This is a genomic window from Tuberibacillus sp. Marseille-P3662 (assembly GCF_900178005.1).
Classification (GTDB): Bacteria; Bacillota; Bacilli; order Bacillales; family Sporolactobacillaceae; genus Marseille-P3662.
Genome location: NZ_FXBS01000006.1, coordinates 52,614 through 73,479, shown reverse-complemented (window position 1 = coordinate 73,479; position 20,866 = coordinate 52,614). Strand labels below are relative to the sequence as shown.

Genomic DNA, 20,866 nt, shown 5'->3' with positions numbered 1-20,866 from the left:
TTCGCTCCTTATTTTGCTATCTCAATGGACGATCAGCCCAAAAGTAATCATCATCTATCTGTTCAATATCCATGCGTTCGTGACAACAAGGCATCACAACATGCGTTTTCACGCCTTCCCGTGCATACTCAATTTGCTCCTGCTTAATATTTATCAAAACAGAAGATTCACCACAGAAAGGGCATTCATTGAAATAATAATCATTGCCCATCCGTTCGTAAGGCCATGTATGCGAAAATTGGTACATGACTTTATCCTCCTTCTTTGGATAGTAATAAAACACCGCTTGCCCGGCGGTGTTTGATCTATTAAAACATTGGATTGTCTTCAAGGTATTGATATATATTGTCTACCAATTTTTCAGCCGATTCACCGCTAACGAATTCGCCGTTAACAAGCGCATAAGGTCCTTCATAGCAAAGCCCGCAATGCCCAAGGCACATGTAGTCGACGACATCCAAATTAGGGTCCTTGGCTAGAACCTCCATTGCTTTTTGCGAGCCGCTGGCAAGATTACTCATACAAAATTCGATAATAGGTGTTGGTAACATTGGGCTCACCTCTTCATCTTCCCTTATATCCTATCGTCATAATGACCCAGCGTCAACCGTTTAAAATTTAGAGTGCTTTTGTTACTTAATCCGTCTTGTGAACCCAGACTCACTTCGATATACTTTTAAATGGCAGAGACATATTTAAATAGAGAAAGGACTTGTTATGGATGGAAAAGCTGTTAATCCTTGGCGGCGGATACGGCGGAATGAGAATTTTAAACCATTTAACAGATATGACATTACCGGAAGAACTTGAGATCACCTTGATTGATCGCGAACCGTATCACTGCATGAAAACGGAATATTATGCACTGGCCGCTGGAACCACAAGTGACCAAGATGTCCGTGTAACCTTTCCCGAACATCCGCGCTTAAAAGTGATCAATGGTCATATTACCGACATTAACCTTCAAGATCAACAAGTTGAAATTAACAATGATCGATATGAAAGTTATGACACATTAATCATTGGTCTTGGCAGTGAGGACAAATTTCATAATATCCCTGGTGCAGATACCCATACTTTGGGTATACAATCTATTAACAGTGTAAGAGAAACGGCTCAGAATCTGCAAAATATTCATAAAAACGGAACAGTATCCATTGTCGGAGCGGGACTTAGCGGGATTGAAGTTGCCAGTGAACTCCATGAAAGTCGTCCCGATTTAACCATTCGTTTATTTGACAGAGGGGATCGAATTCTCTCAACCTTTCCGGAAAAGGTCAGTGAATACGTCCACGACTGGTTTTCAGAACACGGCGTTCAAGTAGTTAACCGGGCTAATATTACTAAAGTAGAACCAGGTATCCTTTATAACAAAGATGAACCCGTTCACACTGATACTATCGTTTGGACAGCTGGTATCCAGCCCCATCACCTTGTCCGCAACCTTGATGTGGAAAAAGACCATGCCCAACGAATCATACTCAGTGACCACCATTTCATACCAGAAGCAGATAATGTCTTTGTCATCGGCGATTGCGCCAGTTCGGATCATGCCCCAAGTGCCCAGTTGGCTGAGGCCCAAGGGGATCAAATCATTAAAGTACTGCAAAGCCGGTGGAATAACGAACCTTTACCGGATCTCTCCGAAATTAAGTCACGCGGTACCCTCGGATCGCTTGGCAAGAAGAAAGGATTCGGCTTATTTATGGGGAATACTCCCCTTACCGGACGTGTCGCCCGATTACTGAAATCAGGCGTTCTTTGGCTATATCGTTATCATAATGGATAATCCACGAGGCTGAAACAAATCTAAGACAGGATACTCAAAAAATAAGATATGAAAGCCAGTTCTAAGCGTCGTCAAAATACGTAGACGCCTGCGGGAACAGCACGAACGCCTTAGAATATGCTTCTTTGGACTGCGACGAAGCATCTTGCTTCTCTGAATAGGCTTGAAGATGCAGGAGCACGAACGCCTTAGAATATGCTTCTTTGGACTGCGACGAAGCGATGACAGGAATCACTATTTTAAACAAATCATCCGAACTGATTAATAAACAAGTTCGGATGATCCTGTGACGAATATACTTTTGTCCCAGCCGTTTCCTTACATAGCAGGGCTATAGCCACAAGCTTCAATGGCCTGAAAAATCTGCTTTAGTTTTGGATTACCTTCACCAACGACTTGCCCATTAATAACCACCAGCGGGTAGAAGTAGTTTTCAGCTTGAATGTGCTCGGAAAAATGCTGATCCTCTTCAGTTGTCATCTCCGAATGATTAATATCAACATAACGAACCGCTATATCGGAACCGGCAAATTTACGAAGTACAGCCGCTTCCACCCACTCCATCGTTTCCTTAGAAGATGGTGCATGCAAGCAACTCGGACACGGCTTATCAGCTCCATAAACCGTTAATACTAAAGATGTCTGTGGCACAGGACATTCCCCCATCAAAAAACTTGCCTAAAACCTATATCTATTTTACAATAATACTTAAGGAAATAAAAAAATAAGCGTTTAAGATGTAGACATACACAGACTCATTTATAGCGGAATAAACGGATATCTTAAGATTATACGAAAGGGGCTATTAACACATGCATGAACAAGTCGAAGATGTTTTAGAAAAACTTCGCCCATTTCTCTTGCGTGATGGTGGTGACGTTGAATTGGTTAATGTTGACGAAGGCGTTGTTCGCGTTCGTCTAATGGGAGCTTGCGGTAGCTGCCCAAGTTCAACCATTACGTTAAAGGCCGGTATTGAACGAGCTTTACTTGAAGAGGTTCCTGGAGTTAGAGAACTAGAACAGGTTTTCTAAATAAGATATGCTAAACCACTGGTTGACGTCAACCAGTGGTTTTTTTTATGGCCATATGAGTTCATTTTGCAATTGGCGTGAGTGGTGCCTTTCCTTGTAAAACAGCCTGTAAATTGTCACGTGCCAAGGCAACCATTTCCCTCCGTGTATCCACGCTGGCACTGCCTATATGGGGTAAAGCGACAACTTGATTAAAGGCCAATAATGGGTGGCTTGCGTTAATGGGTTCATCTGCAAAAACATCGAGCCCTGCACCCGCGATGTCCTGATTCCGAAGCGCATGAATTAACGCCGTTTCATCAACTACAGCACCACGTGACACATTAATAAAAAACGCCTCGTTTTTCATCAACTGGAAAGCTTCCGCATTGAATAAATGCTTCGTCTCCGGAGTAAGCGGCGTAAGACATAGAACATAATCCGATTGTTTTAATAGTTCATAAAACGAACAATAGCTCGCTTGATAACGGTCTTCAGCCTCGGGTTTACGGCTGCGATTATAATAAAGAACATTCATATCAAACCCGCGTGCACGCTTGGCTACCGCTTCACCGATACGGCCCATGCCGACAATTCCTAGATTCCGGTGATGAATGTCTTGACCAGCCATTAAGAATGGCCCCCAATTCTTCCATTGATCATTCCTGACATAATCGACCGCTTCCGGAATCCTTCTTGCCGTAGCCATTAGCAACGAAAAGGCCAGATCAGCCGTTGTTTCCGTCAACACATCCGGGGTATGACAAGTCATGATCTCCCTCTTTTGGGCAGCATCCACATCAATATTGTCATAGCCGACCGCCAAATTGACTACCACTTTTAAATGGGGACTTTGAGTTAATAATGCCTCATCAATAGCATCTGATAACATGGTTAAAAGACCATCTGCTTTCCGGGATTCTTCAAGCAATACATCCCGGGGAACCGGTTCATATTCTTTATCCCACATCCGGACATGAGCCGTTTCCCGCAATGGTCCAATAATATCCTCTGGTAACTGGCGTGTCACATAAACATTAGGCTTCCCCATTCTTTCAACATCCTTTGCTCATTTTTCTATAAGAATAACAAATCGTTCATATCTTCACAAAAATTCAGTCTTCAACCTTTTGTAGCCAGTGAGGCACTCGGCCATTTAAATAGAGTTCCGCATACCATTTTAAGTAGGCTTCATATTGTCGACATCGGTCTTTATTTCGACGCCATTGTTGTATGATACGGTGATCGTCCGGATCACGATAGTCCTGTTCAAAAAAGGATTCCGCGATCTCTATCATGGGTAGCGGAAATAACAATCGAGCAAAGACCATCTCATGGAACGTTTCATCTATCGGCATCTCCTTTTGATAATCATAAATGAACTGTTTAATGTCTTCCGTATCACCATATTCCCAGGCATGGGCTCGAATCCATTCCGCCACATCCCTCGCCGGATGATCAACTAACCAATGCGTGGGTGAAAGCACAGTAGCTTCATCATCTTCCCATAATCCTTCATAAAATCGATAATGAGTGATAGCTGGTGGCACTTTAATAAACTGATCTGTTTGCGTATCAAAGGCATATTGAATCGCATTGTCGGCTAATCCTTGAATATAGGGAAACACATCTATTAAATGTTGTTCGAACCCGCGGCGATCGGCGCGCCTTGTCTCTTCTACAGACTGAACATTCATTTCTAGTTGTTCGATCCGATCTGTCCATAGATCTGACCACTGCAAATATGATGTTCGGTTATTCTTATTAAAGGAATACTGCCTGCTGAGCTGATGAAGTCTTCCCAGCCGCCCTCCGGTTGTAAGTGAGTCCGTCCGAAAATTCGCCTTATTGGGATAGGCCAAAAGAACACTATCATGCCCATGAATCTCAGCTGTCGGCTCACCCGTCAAAGTTAATCGCACACGTGCGACCTCAGGCATCCATTCAGCTAAAGCGTCAGTTAGTTGAGATAGTTCCCGAACATCTTCATGATACAGCGCACCCACCGGGAGCAAATAAAACGACTGATCACCGGTGTGAATCCAGGCACCGCCCTTCACTGGACGTACTTGACCTGATAGACCAAAATGCTTCATCAATTCCTCCTGAATCATAGGACTCTCCTCCCGTCAAAACATCCTATGATCAATGTATGTCAGACAGGGAGTCGTCATGATGTTTCGGCCACATCCTTCATGCATAAATCCTTCATCTCAATCATAATCTATCCCATGTGAAAAAAATGGTCTAATAGGATGATTTTATCTTTAACTTCGTGTATTATAGTGGACAAATTAAGCATTGGAGGGATAATAAATGGGAGATATCGTTCATGAGACGGCAACAAAGTGGCTCAATGAACGCGGTGTGACCAACAATGATTTAGCAGAATTGGTTTATTTTCTGCAGAAAGACTATCATGACGGTCTAACGTATGAAACATGCTTGGAGAATGTAGAAGCGGTGCTAGCCAAACGGGAAGTCGGCAATGCCATTTTAACAGGCATACAAATCGACCGCCTCACTGAACAAGGCGGTCTTGAAGAACCCTTACAAGACATGCTAAAACGTGACGAAGGATTGTACGGTGTTGATGAAATTATCGCCTTCTCAATCGTCAACGTATATGGGTCCATAGGATTTACTAATTATGGCTATATAGATAAATTAAAACCAGGCATATTAAAAAAACTCAATGACAAATCAACAGGAGAATGTCATACCTTCTTAGATGATATCGTTGGAGCAATTGCTGCCGCAGCATCCAGCCGGTTAGCTCATGGACAACAAGAAGATTAAGTTCAGAACAGCCATTCACTTAAGGAATCCATAACATAAGACGGTTGTTCCTCGACATTGGTGAGTTCTTCGCGGGTGGTGACACCCGTATGAAGCATCAATGTATCGACACCGGCATTGATTCCCGCAAGAATATCTGTGTGATAGTTATCGCCGATCATAATCGCTTCATTCTTGGCCACCCCTAGTTTCTCCAAGGCTTGCTCAACGATGATTGCTTCTGGTTTACCTATAAAGATCGGATCCGTATGCGTTGCTGACGAAACAACAGACGTGATCGCACCATTCCCCGGTAAAAATCCTCGTTCAGTTAATATGACTTCATCAGGGTTCGTTGATATAAAGGTCGCCCCATTTCTAACGGCCAAACTTGCTTTCGCTAACTTCTCATAATTGACATGCCGGTCAAGCCCAATAACAACGTAATCAGGCACATCTTCCTCAAACGATAGCCCCGCATCTATTAATGCCGTTTCCAAACCGGCTTCGCCGATAAAATAGACAGAAGCTCCTGGTGTCCGTGTCTGAATATACTGCGCTGCAGCCATACTCGTTGTCAACACTTGGTCAGGTGTAGCCGGGGCCCCCATGTTCACCAATTTTTCACTGACTTGTTCTTTAGTTCGCGTTGCATTGTTCGTTACAAATAAATACGTTTCACCACGTTCATGTAATGTCTTTACAAAATCTATCGCTTCATTAATGGGTTCCGTCCCTTTATAAACCGTTCCGTCAAGATCAATCAAATAAGCTTTATAGGGTTTCATTGCTGCTCCTCACTTTCATGTTGATGCGACTTTGGCATAAACGCCGAAATCGGTCCTAATTCTTTTTCAAGATAGCGGCGAACTTGCTGAGGAAAACGCTCTACAAATGGTTTGACATCATACATAGCTGCCGCTAATTCTTGTCCATTTATGTTTTGATAGGCTTGAACCAATGATTTCCGCCATGTTAATAAACGTTTTAAAGCGTCTTGACTGTCCCCATCAATCACCTGTTCATCTGTCAAAATATCGATGATATCCCCATAACTCCCAGGATCACGCATAATAAAACCATCAATCATTTGGTTGCCGATATCAATAACGGCTTCGATCAAAGTATGTGCCATCCGCTCAAGCGCTAATTGTTCCAGTTTTCCTGACCAGTCTTGATATTGATTCAAAATCATTAAATGCTGTTCTATATAGGCGGCTTTTTCTTCAATTGTTTCCCGGTCAACAAAATACATATCTCGTCACTCGCTTTTTTATCATGATTTAAAGAAAACTTGGCTTATCGCCAAGCCTTAATGGCGAAAACCTTAGTTGCACTTACTTTCTTTAAGTATAAAAAACATAGAACGTCCCTCACCCGGTTAAGCTAGCTATAAGGGTGGTGATGAATCTTGGATGACAACAACAATCAGTATTCTGATTTCTCCAACGTTGAAGCACAACGGAACTTTTTGACGAAGGAAGAATTTCCAGAAGGGTCATTTGGTTCTGATGGTTATGACAGCAAAGGACAACCTGTCTATAACCGCAGCAAGCCATGGGAGGAAGGTCAGCGTTACCACGGGGCGTTTAACTACGAATACAAGAATATGCACCAAGACATACCACGCCAATTTCCTCAGGCTCACCAACCGAATGATGATCCTGATAAGGAAACACAACGTCCCTATGATGATTATGCCCCTGAATAATCAGGGGCATTTTCATTAGTTGAGCCGTTTAAGAACGAAATAAGCACAGCCGAAATTACAAAATTCCAGAATATAGTCATTTAAGGTGCTTATTTTATTATCAAAGGCCGCCTTTTTATTAGCGTCATTGTAGAATCCTTTTAACCTGAGCTGTTCATGAGCCCAATCACCAACAATGTAATCATATTTATTTAAAATATCGCTATGCCGGGACAAAAACGTGTCTTCATCCCAAGCATCCCGTTCATTTTCGATCAGTTCATATTCGATATTGTCGACGGTAATGGCCGTTTCATTATGTAACATAGGTCAACCTCCACCAATATCTTACCAAAAAATTGAACAACCAACAATTGCTAAGAAAAAAAATATCGATTCAGGTCATTCTAACGGATAGGAGGTTGATACACATGAAGCTAGGAAAACTCATCGCGAGTTTGATCGTCATGACATTGATCATGAGCGGCTGCCAAAATTTGAACAACGGACAGGTCCGTGAGAGTGTCAATGAAAAACAAGACCAAGATCCAACTCGGGATGTTACCTACAATACACCAGAGCAATTACAACAGCAAAGCCAACAGGAAATCGACAACGGTGATTTTGGTTATGTTCACTATGCCCGTAATGAAGGCGAAACGAACGCACTTGATTCAGACAATATTCCGAAACTGGACAAAAAAAGTCTCGCTGATATGATTACCCGTGTGGAATTATCGATGCCTGAAATTCATGATGTTGCAACACTTGTGACCGATCAATATGTCTTAATTGGTTACAAAACAACCAATGATGACGAACAAGAGGCAGCGACTCAAGTTAAAACAAGTGCTCTTTCTGTCGTTCCTAATTATTATAAGATCTATATCTCTGATGCAGGGGATGCCCAAGAAAGAATTTCCCGGTTCAAAGACTTAAATAGTACAAGAGAAAATGTTGGCAACTGGTTAAACGATATGATAAGCGAAATGAAATCACAGCCACAAGGGAAAGTGATGAAAAATAACACACCTGGTAAAGAGATGCGTGAGAATTTGACCAAGAATCCCGCATCTAATTCAGGAATGGATGAAACCGAACGAAAGAAGGAAGGCAATAATACGCAACATGATATTGAAGATAAACCAGAATTCTCTAAGGATAATTCTGAAAGCGCTAAGTAATTATCACGAGCTGGACAATCTCTGTCTGGCTCCCTTTTACACTTTAGGGTGAAAGGAGGATGATCCACCCGCATGAAACAGATGACTTTAATCTTTGTATTCGCCTTGTCTTTGATGTACCCTGCTCATCTAGGACTGGCCAAAGAGGACAATACCGCGAGCCAAAAAGAGAAAAGAAAAAGTTTATATCTTAAAACAGCTGCTGTCAGTAACATCCCTTGGTACTATCTCGCAGCCATTGATCAATATGAACGAAATATTCGGTCCGCGCAAAAAGAACTCCCCGATCCTAATGGTTTATCTGGGATTCTAATACCTGACATCAAGTGGTTCGGGTTAACTAACCCTAATCACAAAAAAACTGATGCCAAGCTCATTAATTTAATGGACGGTTTTGGACAAGATGGCAATGGTGACGGCAAAGCCGATCCTGATAACCCTGAGGATGTTCTATACAGCATGGCTGTTTATCTTAATAACTATGGTCCTAACCGGGATAACATAAAAATTGCCTTATGGAAATATTATCAAAGTGGAAAAGCGGTCGATATCATTACCCAGATAGCAAAGGTATATCAAACATTCAATACCATTCAATTATCTAATCATGACTTCCCGATTCCTCTTAAATACAATTTTGATTATGATTCGACATGGGGGGCACGCCGCGGTTACGGTGGATTACGAATTCACGAAGGTACGGACATCTTTGCCGATTACGGCACACCCGTTAAAGCCACTTCCTATGGCACCATAGAGCTTATTGGTTGGAATCGTTTTGGCGGTTGGCGTGTGGGCATTCGTGATACACAAAATAATTATCACTACTTTGCTCACCTAAAGGGTTATGCTGACGGTATCAAAAAGGGATCCGTTGTCAAACCTGGACAAGTTATTGGCTATGTCGGCAGTTCTGGATATGGACCTGAAGGAACGCAAGGAAAATTTCCACCGCATCTTCACTACGGAATGTACCGTTATAATGGCAAAACCGATTACTCCTTCGATCCTTATCCTTACTTACGCCAATGGCAACAACAAGCCAAACAAGAAAAATGAGACTGAGATAAAAGCATATGAGTCACAGAATAATCCGAACTTGTTTATTAATCAGTTCGGATTATTTGTTAAAAATAGTGATTCCTGTCTTCGCTTCGTCAAAATCTTTCCCTTTCTGCGGGCACGGCCACAACTAACTTGGTAAAGAAAATCGCTTACCAAGTGGAATCTTCGGCTCAAGTCTACGTACCTGGCATCGACGTTGTTCAAATGTGTACTTTTAGTCGGTGCCTCCCTTATTAAGATTTTCCATTTGTTTTTTCATTTTATTTAATGGCAACGTTGGAGTTACACCTTTAGCGTTATCGCCACCCAAATATAAAGGAACATCGCCTGGGAAGAATTTCTGAGCAACAGGAACTTCGGTTGTCTCGGTGATTCTCTTCGTAGCAAACGGTAAGACAAATCGGACACTGACGTTAACCTTTACAAATAATTGTAAATATACCATGTTGTATCCGGCTGTTTGGATATCATGGGTAATATTGGTTTGCACATCACCAATTAAATCAAATCTAATCGGAATTTGCGGTCCAAGGTTGGCAAGTAACGCATTATTGGTCACAGCACCAAGCGGAATTTCTTCAACAATGCCTTCCTGGTTATTTTTAGATTTTTTAAATGTGACATTGGAATCCGTGTACATTTGTGTGATATCATACTGACCATCCTCAATAAGTCGCAGAAATGTTTGTACATGTTGGGTTGTTTCAGCTAATAATTTCGCAATAACCGAACTATTAAAAGTAATGTCCGTTACATCGCCTTCATTGTCTTCATGTCTGATAATAAGGTTATCATGACTGCCTTCCAAGGGATTAGGGTCTTGATTCATATTTTCATCTATATATTCCAAATCTCGTTTGCCAACACCAACATTTAGAGCATAAGATGCGATTTGATGAGCTCTTGTTTTGGAGATTTTCTCAAGGACCGGTTGAACGCCCTGGTTTGCAAGCCATAACCCTCCAACTGTAAATAACATAAAACATATGATGGCAATCAAAAAAATATGGCGTAATCGCATGGGTTTGCGGATTTTTTTTACCCGTCCGCGCGGTTTGAACATAAAGGAACCCCCCTCACAGGCATGTATATGCTCATCGAGGGAGGATTAACTCATGTTTCTTGATCATTTTTATTTCATTAACAATAATGCCTCTCTGCCAATTGTTCCTTCCTGAATACCATATTTTTCAGCTTCATGAGTAACTGACTCTAATGGAGCGTCTAACAACTGATCAATCGTACGGACGCCTACAGCGCGACCGGCAACGATTTTGCGATCGGCCAGTTTTTCATTGAACAAGCCCACGTCTAGGGCTCCACACATGATGTAACCAATATCGTTATAGACAGCCATTAACTGGGTTTTCGGGAGTTGAACACTCACAGCTGTAAATGGTGTATCATCAATCATCAACGGTTTTAGTTCGACCATCCCAAACCACTCCTTCCATCATTAGTTTATGGAAGCCATGATAAAATGTGCCCATTCACCTCATTTTTTTAATTGCCACATGAGCAGATCACGCAACATCTCCGGCAAATAAAAATCGATGGATTGTGCTCGATTTACTGGCGGCATAAGCTTTTGACTAAAAGCGAACATATCCGCTGTCGCTAAGATGTAAGTGGCGTCAGGATCAATCGGTTGATCCTTAACGTAAATATTAACGGGGCGTTCACCTTCCATTTGATACGTTAATTGATCAAATATAAGGCAGCCGAGCATTTTACCACGGAAGCCTAACCCCTTGAGTTCTAGATGCTGAAATTCAGTTTTTAGACCCGTCTCAATCGCTTCAACGAGATCTAGACCTTTGACTTCTACACGAACCGGATTAATGGGATGCGGACAAATGCGATGAATATCAGCTTGATTCACCGGACCCGCCTCAAGGTGATCTAGAATAACGCCAGCATTGATCATACTGAGATCAGCATGACACCATTCCCGCAAAGCCGTGGCCAATAATTCCGGGAGTGGACTGGGCCGAAACCAATTCGTTTCCAATGTTTCAGATAACGACATAGCAGGTTGTTCAAGTCGTTTATCTGCCTTCTCCTGAAGCGACGTTAATAGTTGAACGGTTTCAGGATCTTCTGGCCACTGTTTCATATTGTAAGTCATCGCCTTTTTTTGTACGATACGCTTGGCTTCCGGATCAATTAATAAGTTAATCTCCCCAGCATATTGACCATGTTTGCCATTTTGCACAATCAAAGTTTGATTGACATTATGGCCATCTTTCAATAAATGGTGGGTATGAGCGCCGACAATCACATCAATATCATCCCGCGCTTGAGCTAAAGCTTCATCAAAAAACAATCCAACATGTGACATGACGATAACGATATCCGTTTGTTCTTTTAATTTATCCAAGATAGAAGGAAGAGTCTCCCATGGATCACGCACATCCCAGCCTAACCGGCTATAAAAGGGATAGAACGGTGCCGTCACTGCTGTAATACCAATGGAAATATTATTTTCAAGTTGATGAATGACATAGGGGCGGCTCCATTCAGGACGCCCACCATCGACAGTAAATAAATTGGATAATAAAATATCGAACTGCTTCACATCATATGCCGTTTCTAATCCGCCTTTTGTAAATGTGACCCCTTCATTGTTACCGATCGTTGCATAATCATAACCGGCCTGATTCATCAACTCCACATTGCCGACACCCATTGTTCCCTCAGTCAGTGAATGGAAACGATCCATGTGGTCACCAAGTTCCAATGTTAGCGAATGCTCACCTTTTTCTTGATCGTTTAACCGTTTTTGCTTTAAAAAGTGGACAATGTTCGGCCAATAGTCAAAATGACTGTGTAAATCGTTGGTATGATAAATATGTAATGGAATCAAAGGTGTGCTGCCTCCTAGTTTATATCACCACAAGCTCGGGTCCTCTAATTCTATTATCATTGTTCCCTACATATCATTCAAGCATCAAGTTTGCAAAAGACTTTCCTATAAAAAAAGATGAGCTCAGGATCAGCTCATCTTTTCAACATACGGTCTAAGGCTTGCTTTGCATATATGGCTGTCTCTTGATCAACTTGAATGACATTCACGGGCTCACCACCGGCAATACTATCCAACGCCCAAGCAAAATGCTGTAGATCAATACGATTCATAGTTAGACAAGGGCACATATACGGATTAAGCGATCGAATGGTTTTATCAGGATGACGCTTCATTAAGCGATTAACAAGATTCATTTCCGTGCCAATTGCCCAGCTGGACCCCGCTGGCGCCTGATCAATGGTTTCGATAATTGTCTTAGTTGAACCAGAAATGTCAGCTTGCCGGACGACTTCATATGGACATTCCGGATGAACGATCACTTGAATGTGAGGGTCCTGTTGTTTCATAGCATGGATTTGAGCAGTTGTAAACTTCTCGTGAACCGAACAATGACCTTTCCATAGAATCACTTTTGTCCGCTCAGCATCCACTTCACCTTCAAAACAATGTTGGATTGGATCCCAAACTACCATTTCATCTAGTTGAATCCCAAGTTCGACAGCCGTATTTCGCCCAAGATGTTGATCGGGTAAAAATAAAACTTTTTCGTTTTGGTCCAATGCCCACTGTAACATAGCTTTCGCATTCGAAGATGTTAACGTTGCACCACCTCTTTGTCCACAGAATGACTTAATAGCTGCCGTCGAATTGATATAGGTCAATGGCGTTATTGCGTCACCAAAGACATCTGAGAACACCGTCCAAGCTTGATTTAACTGATGAATATTCGCCATATCAGCCATGGAACATCCGGCTCTCAAATCGGGCAAAATCACTGTCTGATGATCCGCTGTTAGTATATCTGCCGTTTCCGCCATAAAATGAACACCGCAAAAAACAATAAATTCAGCTTGTGTATTTTGAGCTGCCTTCCTGGCTAATTGCAATGAATCGCCGGTATCATTCGCAAATTGAATCACCTCATCCTTTTGATAATGATGACCGGGAATATAAATACGATCCCCCAATTGGTGTTTCCTTAACGTAACAAGGTTGGCGAGTTCAGTGTCATTCATATTCTGATATTTTTGCGGTAATGTGTGCTCATTGACTTGATCTAATATACTCATAGATTCCCCTACCTTTACAGTAAATTAAAACTGATATCAAGAGCTTTAACGGAATGCGTCAAATAACCTAATGAAATCACATCCACACCTGTCTTAGCATATTGAGACAAAGCCTGTTCAGAAATACCACCAGACGCTTCAGTCATAATGTGTTTTGGAACTAACTTGACAAATGATTCGATTTCTTCGGGTGAGCGATTATCAAACATAATAACATCAGCTCCGGCTTCAACAGCCTCAAGAACTTGTTCACATCGTTCCGTCTCCACCTCAATCTTTGTCATATGTCCTATGTTTCTTCTGACTGTCTCGACGGCTTTTCGAATACTCCCCGCTTGTTTAATGTGATTGTCTTTCAGCATGACACCGTCATATAGCCCATAACGATGATTGAAGCCACCGCCACAACGAACCGCCCACTTATCAAACATGCGCAATCCTGGTGCTGTTTTCCGTGTATCACAAATCCGTGTCTGTGAGCTTTTCAATGCCTCAGTAGCTCGCTTCGTTGCGGTTGCAATCCCGCTCATTCTCTGAATTAAATTTAACAAAACACGTTCTCTTTCTAATAAAAGGGTCACCGGCGATTCAACTTGCATGATAACATCACCTTGTTTGACCTTATCCCCATCATCGGCATGGAGGTAAAATCGAGCATGATCATTCTTCCATTTGAGTCCTTCAAGAAATACATCAATTCCAGCGATGACGCCATCAGTCTTGGCCACAAGCGTTCCAACTGCAAGCTTTTTGTGATTAAATAAAGAGCCTGTGGACAGATCACCGCGACCAATATCCTCGTTAAAAAAAGTTTTTAAATGTTCCTGAATGGCCCCTTTGTTCATTTGGCTCATCTTCTTCCTCCCACTAGGCTTGTTTTATCATAAATATGAGTGCTGTCCCCCCGATAGTGCGCTCCCAAGCTTTCCTTTCGCTGCAGGGCCGCCGACACAATTAACCTGGATACATACAACATGTTAGCAATCTTCAGTTGCTGGAGAGACAGCCTCGTCCTTTTCACATCATGAAAAGGGCCTAACCATCGCTCGAGTTGACGTAACGCTGACACCAATCTTTGCTCGGTTCTTATCATCCCTGCTGAACCTTCCATAAGTGTGCGAATATCATGGGCTGTTGTTAACGGATGGCTGTCTAAGTTGATTGACCTCTCATCATCAACGTTAATTTTTTCTCTTGTACTGACCGGACGCCGGATTATCATGTGGGCTAAGCGACGAGCAAATACACAAGCTTCCAATAAGGAGTTGCTCGCTAACCGGTTAACACCATGAACACCTGTATTCGCTGTTTCCCCCACAGCATATAATCCCTTGATATCCGTCCTGCCGTAAGCATCGGTTACAATCCCGCCCATCAGAAAGTGAGCACCTGGCGAAACGGGAATTCTCTCTTGGGCTAAGTCGATCCCCTTTGCCTCACAGATTTGCGCGATGTTTGGGAACCGGCGGTGAAACGATTTTACACAAGATATGTCCAAAGCAATCTGATCACCCTTTTGGATAGCCCTATATAACGTACGGGCAACAATGTCCCGAGGCGCTAAGTCACGCTGTGGATGGACACCTGCCATAACTTTTTGACCTTTTTGGTTGACCAGGATGCCCCCTTCGCCGCGAACGGCCTCAGAAATTAGCGCTTTGGCCTGACCGCCAGCCGCTAGCATTGTGGGATGAAATTGAATGAACTCCATACCACTCACACGTGCACCAGCCTGGTGAGCGATCGCAATACCATCACCAATGAGTGACTGTGAATTAGATGTCGTATGGTATAATCCGCCAATGCCACCGGTCGCCAGAATTGTATGCTTTGCTTGAAACGCGGCCAAAGTTTGCTGTTCAGTTTTCGCCACCAACCCATGACACAAACCGTTTTTGACCATTAACTCGGTGGCTGTCATGTATTCAAATATATCCACATTCTTAGACTGATCCAAAACCTTTTTAAACGCAGTAACAATATGCTTACCCGTCGCGTCACCCCCTGCATGTAATATCCGCCGCCGGGAATGACCACCCTCCTTTGTGCAATGCAAAGTGCCATCCGGTTGATCGTCAAATGGCACGCCTAGATCGTTCAAGGTCTTAATGGCAGCTTCACTTTCAGACACTAATATATTGACGTTCGTTGCATTATTCTGATGGTGACCCGCACTTAATGTGTCAGTTAAAAATGTGTCATCGTCCTGACCCTGCCTGACAGCAATGCCACCTTGAGCTTTATAGGAATTGGTGTCTTGCCAAGAGGACTTTGTGATGATTGTCACATGACAATCCGACGAGCACTCATAGGCAACCATTAATGCCGCCAAACCGCTGCCAACAATAAGAACATCGGATTCATACTGATTCATAAGCAATACTCCAACACCATGAGTAAAGGCATAGACATCCCCTCCGTTATTTATCATTTTAATTTATTTACACATGTCTTTACATATATCTTTACATTTAATTTGTGTTTTGACAAGATGGTTTTATAAGATTGCAGAAAAAAGCTAAAAAGACAGGGGGAGAAAATTATGATCTATATGGATTATGCGGCAAGTTCACCGATGTCTGACAAGGCATTACAGACTTATATAGATACAACAAAAACATTTTGTGGTAATCCCATGAGCTTACATGACCACGGCAGTCAGAGTCGTCATCTTCTTGAAATGTGTCGACATCTCATCGCATACTACCTAGGGGGACAAGACCGTGGGGTCACGTTCACAGGCAGTGGATCAGAAGCTAATGCTATCGCCATATACGGACTTGCACATGCTTATAAAGATAAGGGGCAAACCATCTTAACGACAGGTATGGAACACGCTTCGGTCTATCAGGTGCTGAATCGACTTAAAAATGAGGGTTTTTGTATCCGCGAGATCCCTGTCGATCAAAACGGAGCCATCGTGATTGATGCTCTAGCGGACATGGTTGATCAAGAAACCATTCTCGCTGTAATTGGGCATGTTAATAGTGACTTCGGTGCTATTCAAGATCTAGAGACAATTTGCAACATCCTTCATGATTGCGATGTGCTCATTCATAGCGACATGGTTCAATCATTCGGTAAAATCACCGATATCCCCATCGATCAATGGGAGATCTCCAGTTGCGCCATCTCTGCTCATAAAATATACGGCCCTAAAGGCATCGGTGCCTGCTATATCCATCCAGAGCTGCGATGTAAACCCTTTCTACCAGGTATCGAACATGAAAATGGATTAAAAACAGGGACCGTTAATTTACCTGGCATTGCCGCATTTGCTGACGCTGCGGATGATATGTTTCAACAAAGTCATTCTTACATGAAGCACCTAGTCAGCCTAAACGAACAATTGACCGATCGTATCCGTGCTAAAAACATGCCTTTTGATATTGAAGGAGATCCGAACCAGACGTTTCCTGGCATTATGGGCTTAACATCGCACGATATCGAAGGACAATATCTCATGTTAGCATGCAATCAAAAAGGACTGGCAATTTCAACCGGTTCAGCTTGCGGTGTCCAAAAATCTGAACCCCCTAAAGCACTAATGGCTATCGGAAAAACAGTCGAAGCGGCGCGAGGATTCATTCGTTTATCGTTCGGGTATCATACCACTCATGATGATATCACTCATGCTGTTAGGGTCCTTGAAGAAGTCGTTCAGTCTCAGAATAAATTACCTAACTAAGTTGACAACGCAATGACCAACCACAAAAAAGATGACCCTCTTATTTTTTACTTGAGGGTCACCCTTTGTATTGATAAACATGATTATATTATCCGATGGTACCTTCGATCTCGAATTTAATTAATTAACATTTTCAAACCTTCTAAAAATGTTGGTTTACCAAGTTTCATATTTAATCGGCACAAAATCGGCACACTTACAGTTCGATTTTACCGCGTTGGTGATCTTACAGAAGCAACACAACGGGGCGATAAGCCGTTTTTTATGGGAATTGGGTAAAGGGAGAATGGATAACCAGCCACCCATGGTTTCCCCAAAATAAATAATAAAAAATTATCTCTAATCCCCTAATAGACACCAACTTCTAAAGGGCTCTTAAAAAGCAACCTTTATTGGTAGCTTCTTTCAATATATTACACATCTATTATTGTCAGTTCTAAAAGAAACATTTTACACATTATCTAGAAATCAAGTTTTCCACTATCCTACCCTTATCTTGATCACTCAGTTTCGAGAATCGGCTCTTAATAGTATTAGTGTATGGCCTTTACTTATATAAACTCATAATACATCCTGGTGCCACTTATAGTCATATCTATAAAATAAGATATCAAAAAGGGAAGGCTAAGGAATACCTTTTACAAAAATCCCCATATCACTCCTAAAGACTTGCTTAAGGTTTATTGTTTCTTAAACCTGATCAACAGTATAAATATACTGACCTTAAAAGTGCTCTCAAAATCATGAGTCGGCACGAATTCGTCAAGAAACGAAAATAATAAAAGCAACCCTTGATATAATCGTTGTTATATCAAGGGTTACAGGTCGGTCATTAATCGATTAACCTTCCATCTCGATTTAATTAATTTCGGGTTTCCTACGATTCTAAACTATCATGAAAAACACTGATATGATAGGATTTTTAATTTAATAAACATGTATCATTCTGAACCTTTTCAAACGGTCTTGGGCAAATAATGGTCAATGAAAAAGGACGGTACCCCAATGAGGTTCCGTGTTCCGATTATATTAAACAAAAATAAACCCGGACAAATGACCGGGTTATTGGTTTATAATCCAACTTTATCAACAGCATACTCAGCTTGTTCTTTGGTAAAGCCAGCCCCACTATCGGATGATAATTGTTGAATGAGTTGGTCTCTGGAAAATGACATGGTATCCATATAGTTTTTGGCGCTTTTCACAGCTTGCTCTTTCCAATCGACATCAATGTGTTTGATAGCATATTGAGCCTGTTTGTCTGTAAATTGACTGCCTGCATTAGATGTTAGTTGCTGCTTCAAGCCTTTTTTGGAAAATGGCGTTGTGCTTAAATAATTTTCAGCTTTTTTCACGGCTTGTTCTTTCCAATCAACATCGATATGGTTATCGGCATATTTAGCATCTTTTTTGGAGTAACCGCTACCTGCATCAGAAGATAATTGCTCAACAAGTCCTTTTTTGGAAAAACCCGAGAATTCTAAATAACTTTTAGCTTGTTGGATAGCATTCTTTTGTGATTTTGTCATGTCATCGTTTGACGTGTTATTGTCACTATCACCAACGCCAGTTGTTTTCTTATCGCTATTGTCTACCTTTTTATCTATGTCCTGGGATTCGCTATCTTTTGAAGGCTCTGTACTAGCTGTATCAGAAGAACTACCTCCACTTGTTGCTACGGCAATAATAATAATTAGAAGAACTAATCCAATAAAACCAAAACAACCAAACTTGAAAACTTTCTTCATTCTATGTACCCCCCTAATATTTATTACGAATTTTACAGTATATGAAATAATTTTATCCGTCAAACAGATCACATTGATCTTTCAAAAAATATCGGGCGATAACCTACTGATAGTCGACAGTATCATGATATCTTGTTCAGATGACGTCAATCGCCATTCAGTTCACATTGTTAAATATATAAAGACGTTTACTCTCAATAACGTAAAGCCGCATTTCCCGTTGAAAAATGCGGATGTTCCAAAAAAATAGTTCTTTATTTCACATGTCCCAAACGTTAAACGTAAAATTTGTTCGAGTTATTTATTGTATTAATTAGGTTTTAACTGATTCTTGACAATGGGGGAACGTTAATATTAATCCTCTGGATGAAAATCACCGCCTAAAAACCAAAACCCAAACCAGAGGAAAATCAATACAATTATTAACAATGTAACACCTATTAAACACCCGAAATTAAAATTTCTCCCCTCCCCTTTAGGAAATAAAAAGTTTAAAATCCATCCTAATAATAACAACAAGGGACAGATGGTAAACCAAAAATTTATATCCATAAAAAGAAATACCAACGCACTAGAAGCTAACAAAAACGGGACTACCCAAGAATACTTCTTCATAAAGAATCCTCCGGATGAAGATCACCTAAACTTAAAAGCCAATAAAAGATGGCGAGTGATATAATCAATACAGCCATAACAACAATTACGCTTACTAAAGCGGTAATTCTTCTCCATCCTTTAGGACTCTTTGTAGCTAAAAGTAAGAATAGTAATAAGGCGGGGACTGAAAGCCAATAAGCTATTTTTCGAAAGTTAAATAATACCAACCAAGGCATCAAAAATGGGATTAACCAAAAATATTTTTTCATATTATTTTCCTTTCGGTCACTTCTTCATTTACTTCTTTATACTCAAAAGGAACTGTAGAAAAAACCTAGAGTCTTTCTGCAGTTTCAATATTATCAACCACTATTATAGATTAATGCCTTAGCATAATATAGGTGAAAAATTGACATGTATAACTGTGAAATAAGCAAGTCAAACATTAGTTTTATAATTAGATAGTAAATGGAAGATATATAGATATGAACAAAAACCAGTAATGTTCCAGTCAAAAAACGATAGCCGCAAAACCGAATATAGCTACCAATATCATGATTTCCTTCTCAGATGACGTCAACCGCCACTTCAATTCGTATGTTCGTTCATTAGTTTTCAAATGAGGATCGTCATCAAAAGCTAAACTTGATTCCTCCAGATCCAGAGACGTTGATTCTTCTGTTGTCGTGAACAATGCTAATCGGATGATCTGGTTTCGATCTAGGGATGTCACTTGAGACACCTGGTCAACATATCGCTTGTAGACGTCATGATACTTTACAGTTGGCCGGTACATCATATCAACTCCTTATGGTTTTGATACAATGTATGATGCAATGACGTCACTTTACTCACAATAGTTGTTCATTTTTAAACAATAATTGTATGAAATTTCGCAAACAATTAATCATGATTATTGTTCGGCCATATATCATAAACACTCACACCAAAGACGTCAGCGATTTTATATGCATTATGTATAGTTGGAGAAGACCCTTTCAAATATGACGTCACACTGTTTCGGTGAACGCCGGACTTTTTAGCGAGTCACGATACAGGTCTACCGTCTAAATACTCATGTAAACGATGATTCATAGTATAATCACCTCAATAAATCATTTCGCCTAATTAAGCACAAATCCTTTATCGAATTTTTTATAATATAAGGAAGAAGCAATTATGATCCTGCCGATTGAACTGTTAACTTCATACGTTG

25 protein-coding genes and 1 pseudogene are annotated in these 20,866 nt (G+C 41.2%); 7 read left to right on the top strand and 19 right to left on the bottom strand.

All coding sequences use genetic code 11. The annotated features are described in order from the left end of the window. Positions 1–16: 16 nt before the first annotated feature. Both B9Y89_RS08875 and B9Y89_RS08870 read right to left on the bottom strand, forming a co-directional pair. Positions 17–247 carry a hypothetical protein gene (locus B9Y89_RS08875; RefSeq protein WP_085522885.1) on the bottom strand — a complete coding sequence of 77 codons (231 nt, stop codon included), beginning with the start codon at positions 245–247 and terminating at the stop codon, positions 17–19. 61 nt (positions 248–308) lie between these two features. Next, complete coding sequence (locus tag B9Y89_RS08870; RefSeq protein ID WP_085522884.1) at positions 309–551, bottom strand: YuzB family protein; 243 nt, start codon at positions 549–551, stop codon at positions 309–311. 170 nt (positions 552–721) lie between these two features. Here B9Y89_RS08870 and B9Y89_RS08865 point away from each other — a divergent pair, with 170 nt between their 5' ends. After that, the gene (locus tag B9Y89_RS08865; RefSeq protein ID WP_085522883.1) at positions 722–1,789 is read left to right on the top strand and encodes an NAD(P)/FAD-dependent oxidoreductase; all 1,068 of its coding nucleotides are present in this window, start codon (positions 722–724) and stop codon (positions 1,787–1,789) included. A gap of 61 nt (positions 1,790–1,850) precedes the next feature. Here B9Y89_RS08865 and B9Y89_RS18795 read toward each other — a convergent pair whose 3' ends face one another. Further along, positions 1,851–2,036 (bottom strand): hypothetical protein, encoded by a 186-nt coding sequence (locus B9Y89_RS18795; protein ID WP_139822777.1) that lies wholly within the window; start codon positions 2,034–2,036, stop codon positions 1,851–1,853. Positions 2,037–2,107: 71 nt separating this feature from the next. After that, entirely contained in the window at positions 2,108–2,440 is a 333-nt protein-coding gene (locus B9Y89_RS08860) for a YuzD family protein (RefSeq protein ID WP_254901227.1), read from the bottom strand. Between the two features lie 161 nt (positions 2,441–2,601). Here B9Y89_RS08860 and B9Y89_RS08855 point away from each other — a divergent pair, with 161 nt between their 5' ends. Continuing rightward, the gene (locus B9Y89_RS08855) at positions 2,602–2,823 is read left to right on the top strand and encodes a NifU family protein (protein WP_085522881.1); all 222 of its coding nucleotides are present in this window, start codon (positions 2,602–2,604) and stop codon (positions 2,821–2,823) included. A gap of 61 nt (positions 2,824–2,884) precedes the next feature. Here the strand turns inward: B9Y89_RS08855 and B9Y89_RS08850 are convergent, their stop codons facing one another. Together B9Y89_RS08850 and B9Y89_RS08845 are read right to left on the bottom strand one after the other, a co-directional pair. After that, a complete protein-coding gene (locus B9Y89_RS08850; RefSeq protein ID WP_085522880.1) occupies positions 2,885–3,853 on the bottom strand; it encodes a 2-hydroxyacid dehydrogenase in 969 nt (322 codons plus the stop codon). A 64-nt stretch (positions 3,854–3,917) separates the two neighbouring features. After that, positions 3,918–4,916, bottom strand: a complete 999-nt coding sequence (locus B9Y89_RS08845) for a protein kinase family protein (protein ID WP_085522879.1) — start codon at positions 4,914–4,916, stop codon at positions 3,918–3,920. A gap of 202 nt (positions 4,917–5,118) precedes the next feature. Here B9Y89_RS08845 and B9Y89_RS08840 point away from each other — a divergent pair, with 202 nt between their 5' ends. After that, entirely contained in the window at positions 5,119–5,601 is a 483-nt protein-coding gene (locus B9Y89_RS08840; protein WP_085522878.1) for a phosphatidylglycerophosphatase A family protein, read from the top strand. Between the two features lie 2 nt (positions 5,602–5,603). Here B9Y89_RS08840 and B9Y89_RS08835 read toward each other — a convergent pair whose 3' ends face one another. After that, the gene (locus tag B9Y89_RS08835; protein WP_085522877.1) at positions 5,604–6,368 is read right to left on the bottom strand and encodes a TIGR01457 family HAD-type hydrolase; all 765 of its coding nucleotides are present in this window, start codon (positions 6,366–6,368) and stop codon (positions 5,604–5,606) included. Further along, positions 6,365–6,835 carry a DUF86 domain-containing protein gene (locus B9Y89_RS08830; RefSeq protein WP_085522876.1) on the bottom strand — a complete coding sequence of 157 codons (471 nt, stop codon included), beginning with the start codon at positions 6,833–6,835 and terminating at the stop codon, positions 6,365–6,367. The genes B9Y89_RS08835 and B9Y89_RS08830 overlap by 4 nt, the downstream gene beginning before the upstream one ends. A gap of 156 nt (positions 6,836–6,991) precedes the next feature. Here B9Y89_RS08830 and B9Y89_RS08825 point away from each other — a divergent pair, with 156 nt between their 5' ends. Beyond that, entirely contained in the window at positions 6,992–7,291 is a 300-nt protein-coding gene (locus tag B9Y89_RS08825) for a cytosolic protein (protein ID WP_085522875.1), read from the top strand. Between the two features lie 15 nt (positions 7,292–7,306). On the opposite strand, the gene B9Y89_RS08820 is transcribed toward B9Y89_RS08825, so the two are convergent. After that, a complete protein-coding gene (locus B9Y89_RS08820; protein WP_085522874.1) occupies positions 7,307–7,597 on the bottom strand; it encodes a YutD family protein in 291 nt (96 codons plus the stop codon). Positions 7,598–7,701: 104 nt separating this feature from the next. On the opposite strand from B9Y89_RS08820, the gene B9Y89_RS08815 reads away from it, so the two are divergent. Together B9Y89_RS08815 and B9Y89_RS08810 are read left to right on the top strand one after the other, a co-directional pair. Continuing rightward, positions 7,702–8,454, top strand: a complete 753-nt coding sequence (locus tag B9Y89_RS08815) for a YhcN/YlaJ family sporulation lipoprotein (protein ID WP_085522873.1) — start codon at positions 7,702–7,704, stop codon at positions 8,452–8,454. 72 nt (positions 8,455–8,526) lie between these two features. Next, positions 8,527–9,513 carry a M23 family metallopeptidase gene (locus B9Y89_RS08810; protein ID WP_085522872.1) on the top strand — a complete coding sequence of 329 codons (987 nt, stop codon included), beginning with the start codon at positions 8,527–8,529 and terminating at the stop codon, positions 9,511–9,513. A 220-nt stretch (positions 9,514–9,733) separates the two neighbouring features. Here the strand turns inward: B9Y89_RS08810 and yunB are convergent, their stop codons facing one another. From yunB to nadB, 6 genes are all read right to left on the bottom strand, one after another. Beyond that, a complete protein-coding gene (gene yunB, locus B9Y89_RS08805) occupies positions 9,734–10,582 on the bottom strand; it encodes a sporulation protein YunB (RefSeq protein ID WP_085522871.1) in 849 nt (282 codons plus the stop codon). A gap of 69 nt (positions 10,583–10,651) precedes the next feature. After that, positions 10,652–10,954 carry a YunC family protein gene (locus B9Y89_RS08800; protein ID WP_085522870.1) on the bottom strand — a complete coding sequence of 101 codons (303 nt, stop codon included), beginning with the start codon at positions 10,952–10,954 and terminating at the stop codon, positions 10,652–10,654. Between the two features lie 60 nt (positions 10,955–11,014). Further along, positions 11,015–12,385 carry a bifunctional metallophosphatase/5'-nucleotidase gene (locus tag B9Y89_RS08795; protein ID WP_085522869.1) on the bottom strand — a complete coding sequence of 457 codons (1,371 nt, stop codon included), beginning with the start codon at positions 12,383–12,385 and terminating at the stop codon, positions 11,015–11,017. Between the two features lie 134 nt (positions 12,386–12,519). Further along, positions 12,520–13,617: a quinolinate synthase NadA gene (gene nadA / locus B9Y89_RS08790; RefSeq protein WP_085522868.1), complete on the bottom strand. Its 1,098-nt coding sequence runs from the start codon at positions 13,615–13,617 to the stop codon at positions 12,520–12,522. 14 nt (positions 13,618–13,631) lie between these two features. Then, complete coding sequence (nadC, locus tag B9Y89_RS08785) at positions 13,632–14,462, bottom strand: carboxylating nicotinate-nucleotide diphosphorylase (protein WP_085524681.1); 831 nt, start codon at positions 14,460–14,462, stop codon at positions 13,632–13,634. A gap of 5 nt (positions 14,463–14,467) precedes the next feature. Then, positions 14,468–15,991, bottom strand: coding sequence for an L-aspartate oxidase (gene nadB / locus B9Y89_RS08780; RefSeq protein ID WP_176222163.1), 1,524 nt, complete (start codon positions 15,989–15,991; stop codon positions 14,468–14,470). A gap of 168 nt (positions 15,992–16,159) precedes the next feature. On the opposite strand from nadB, the gene B9Y89_RS08775 reads away from it, so the two are divergent. Then, positions 16,160–17,305, top strand: a complete 1,146-nt coding sequence (locus B9Y89_RS08775; protein WP_085522866.1) for an IscS subfamily cysteine desulfurase — start codon at positions 16,160–16,162, stop codon at positions 17,303–17,305. A 1,070-nt stretch (positions 17,306–18,375) separates the two neighbouring features. Here B9Y89_RS08775 and B9Y89_RS08770 read toward each other — a convergent pair. The 4 genes and pseudogenes from B9Y89_RS08770 to B9Y89_RS19595 form a co-directional block, all read right to left on the bottom strand. Then, the gene (locus B9Y89_RS08770; RefSeq protein ID WP_085522865.1) at positions 18,376–19,053 is read right to left on the bottom strand and encodes an Ltp family lipoprotein; all 678 of its coding nucleotides are present in this window, start codon (positions 19,051–19,053) and stop codon (positions 18,376–18,378) included. 354 nt (positions 19,054–19,407) lie between these two features. Continuing rightward, entirely contained in the window at positions 19,408–19,668 is a 261-nt protein-coding gene (locus B9Y89_RS08765; protein ID WP_085522864.1) for a hypothetical protein, read from the bottom strand. A gap of 493 nt (positions 19,669–20,161) precedes the next feature. Continuing rightward, positions 20,162–20,446, bottom strand: a complete 285-nt coding sequence (locus B9Y89_RS08755) for a hypothetical protein (RefSeq protein WP_085522862.1) — start codon at positions 20,444–20,446, stop codon at positions 20,162–20,164. Positions 20,447–20,553: 107 nt separating this feature from the next. Continuing rightward, positions 20,554–20,685: pseudogene (locus B9Y89_RS19595) on the bottom strand (helix-turn-helix domain-containing protein); the annotation flags it as partial. Positions 20,686–20,866 lie beyond the last annotated feature (181 nt).

What these genes read in the sequence shown, in the direction of transcription:
- B9Y89_RS08875 (WP_085522885.1), bottom strand. Translation starts at nt 247, where the DNA reads ATGTACCAATTTTCGCATACATGGCCTTACGAACGGATGGGCAATGAT.
- B9Y89_RS08870 (WP_085522884.1), bottom strand. Translation starts at nt 551, where the DNA reads ATGTTACCAACACCTATTATCGAATTTTGTATGAGTAATCTTGCCAGC.
- B9Y89_RS08865 (WP_085522883.1), top strand. Translation starts at nt 722, where the DNA reads ATGGAAAAGCTGTTAATCCTTGGCGGCGGATACGGCGGAATGAGAATT.
- B9Y89_RS08855 (WP_085522881.1), top strand. Translation starts at nt 2,602, where the DNA reads ATGCATGAACAAGTCGAAGATGTTTTAGAAAAACTTCGCCCATTTCTC.
- B9Y89_RS08850 (WP_085522880.1), bottom strand. Translation starts at nt 3,853, where the DNA reads ATGGGGAAGCCTAATGTTTATGTGACACGCCAGTTACCAGAGGATATT.
- B9Y89_RS08845 (WP_085522879.1), bottom strand. Translation starts at nt 4,916, where the DNA reads ATGATTCAGGAGGAATTGATGAAGCATTTTGGTCTATCAGGTCAAGTA.
- B9Y89_RS08840 (WP_085522878.1), top strand. Translation starts at nt 5,119, where the DNA reads ATGGGAGATATCGTTCATGAGACGGCAACAAAGTGGCTCAATGAACGC.
- B9Y89_RS08835 (WP_085522877.1), bottom strand. Translation starts at nt 6,368, where the DNA reads ATGAAACCCTATAAAGCTTATTTGATTGATCTTGACGGAACGGTTTAT.
- B9Y89_RS08830 (WP_085522876.1), bottom strand. Translation starts at nt 6,835, where the DNA reads ATGTATTTTGTTGACCGGGAAACAATTGAAGAAAAAGCCGCCTATATA.
- B9Y89_RS08820 (WP_085522874.1), bottom strand. Translation starts at nt 7,597, where the DNA reads ATGTTACATAATGAAACGGCCATTACCGTCGACAATATCGAATATGAA.
- B9Y89_RS08815 (WP_085522873.1), top strand. Translation starts at nt 7,702, where the DNA reads ATGAAGCTAGGAAAACTCATCGCGAGTTTGATCGTCATGACATTGATC.
- B9Y89_RS08810 (WP_085522872.1), top strand. Translation starts at nt 8,527, where the DNA reads ATGAAACAGATGACTTTAATCTTTGTATTCGCCTTGTCTTTGATGTAC.
- yunB (WP_085522871.1), bottom strand. Translation starts at nt 10,582, where the DNA reads ATGTTCAAACCGCGCGGACGGGTAAAAAAAATCCGCAAACCCATGCGA.
- B9Y89_RS08800 (WP_085522870.1), bottom strand. Translation starts at nt 10,954, where the DNA reads ATGGTCGAACTAAAACCGTTGATGATTGATGATACACCATTTACAGCT.
- nadA (WP_085522868.1), bottom strand. Translation starts at nt 13,617, where the DNA reads ATGAGTATATTAGATCAAGTCAATGAGCACACATTACCGCAAAAATAT.
- nadC (WP_085524681.1), bottom strand. Translation starts at nt 14,462, where the DNA reads ATGAACAAAGGGGCCATTCAGGAACATTTAAAAACTTTTTTTAACGAG.
- nadB (WP_176222163.1), bottom strand. Translation starts at nt 15,991, where the DNA reads ATGAATCAGTATGAATCCGATGTTCTTATTGTTGGCAGCGGTTTGGCG.
- B9Y89_RS08775 (WP_085522866.1), top strand. Translation starts at nt 16,160, where the DNA reads ATGATCTATATGGATTATGCGGCAAGTTCACCGATGTCTGACAAGGCA.
- B9Y89_RS08770 (WP_085522865.1), bottom strand. Translation starts at nt 19,053, where the DNA reads ATGAAGAAAGTTTTCAAGTTTGGTTGTTTTGGTTTTATTGGATTAGTT.
- B9Y89_RS08765 (WP_085522864.1), bottom strand. Translation starts at nt 19,668, where the DNA reads ATGAAGAAGTATTCTTGGGTAGTCCCGTTTTTGTTAGCTTCTAGTGCG.
- B9Y89_RS08755 (WP_085522862.1), bottom strand. Translation starts at nt 20,446, where the DNA reads ATGTACCGGCCAACTGTAAAGTATCATGACGTCTACAAGCGATATGTT.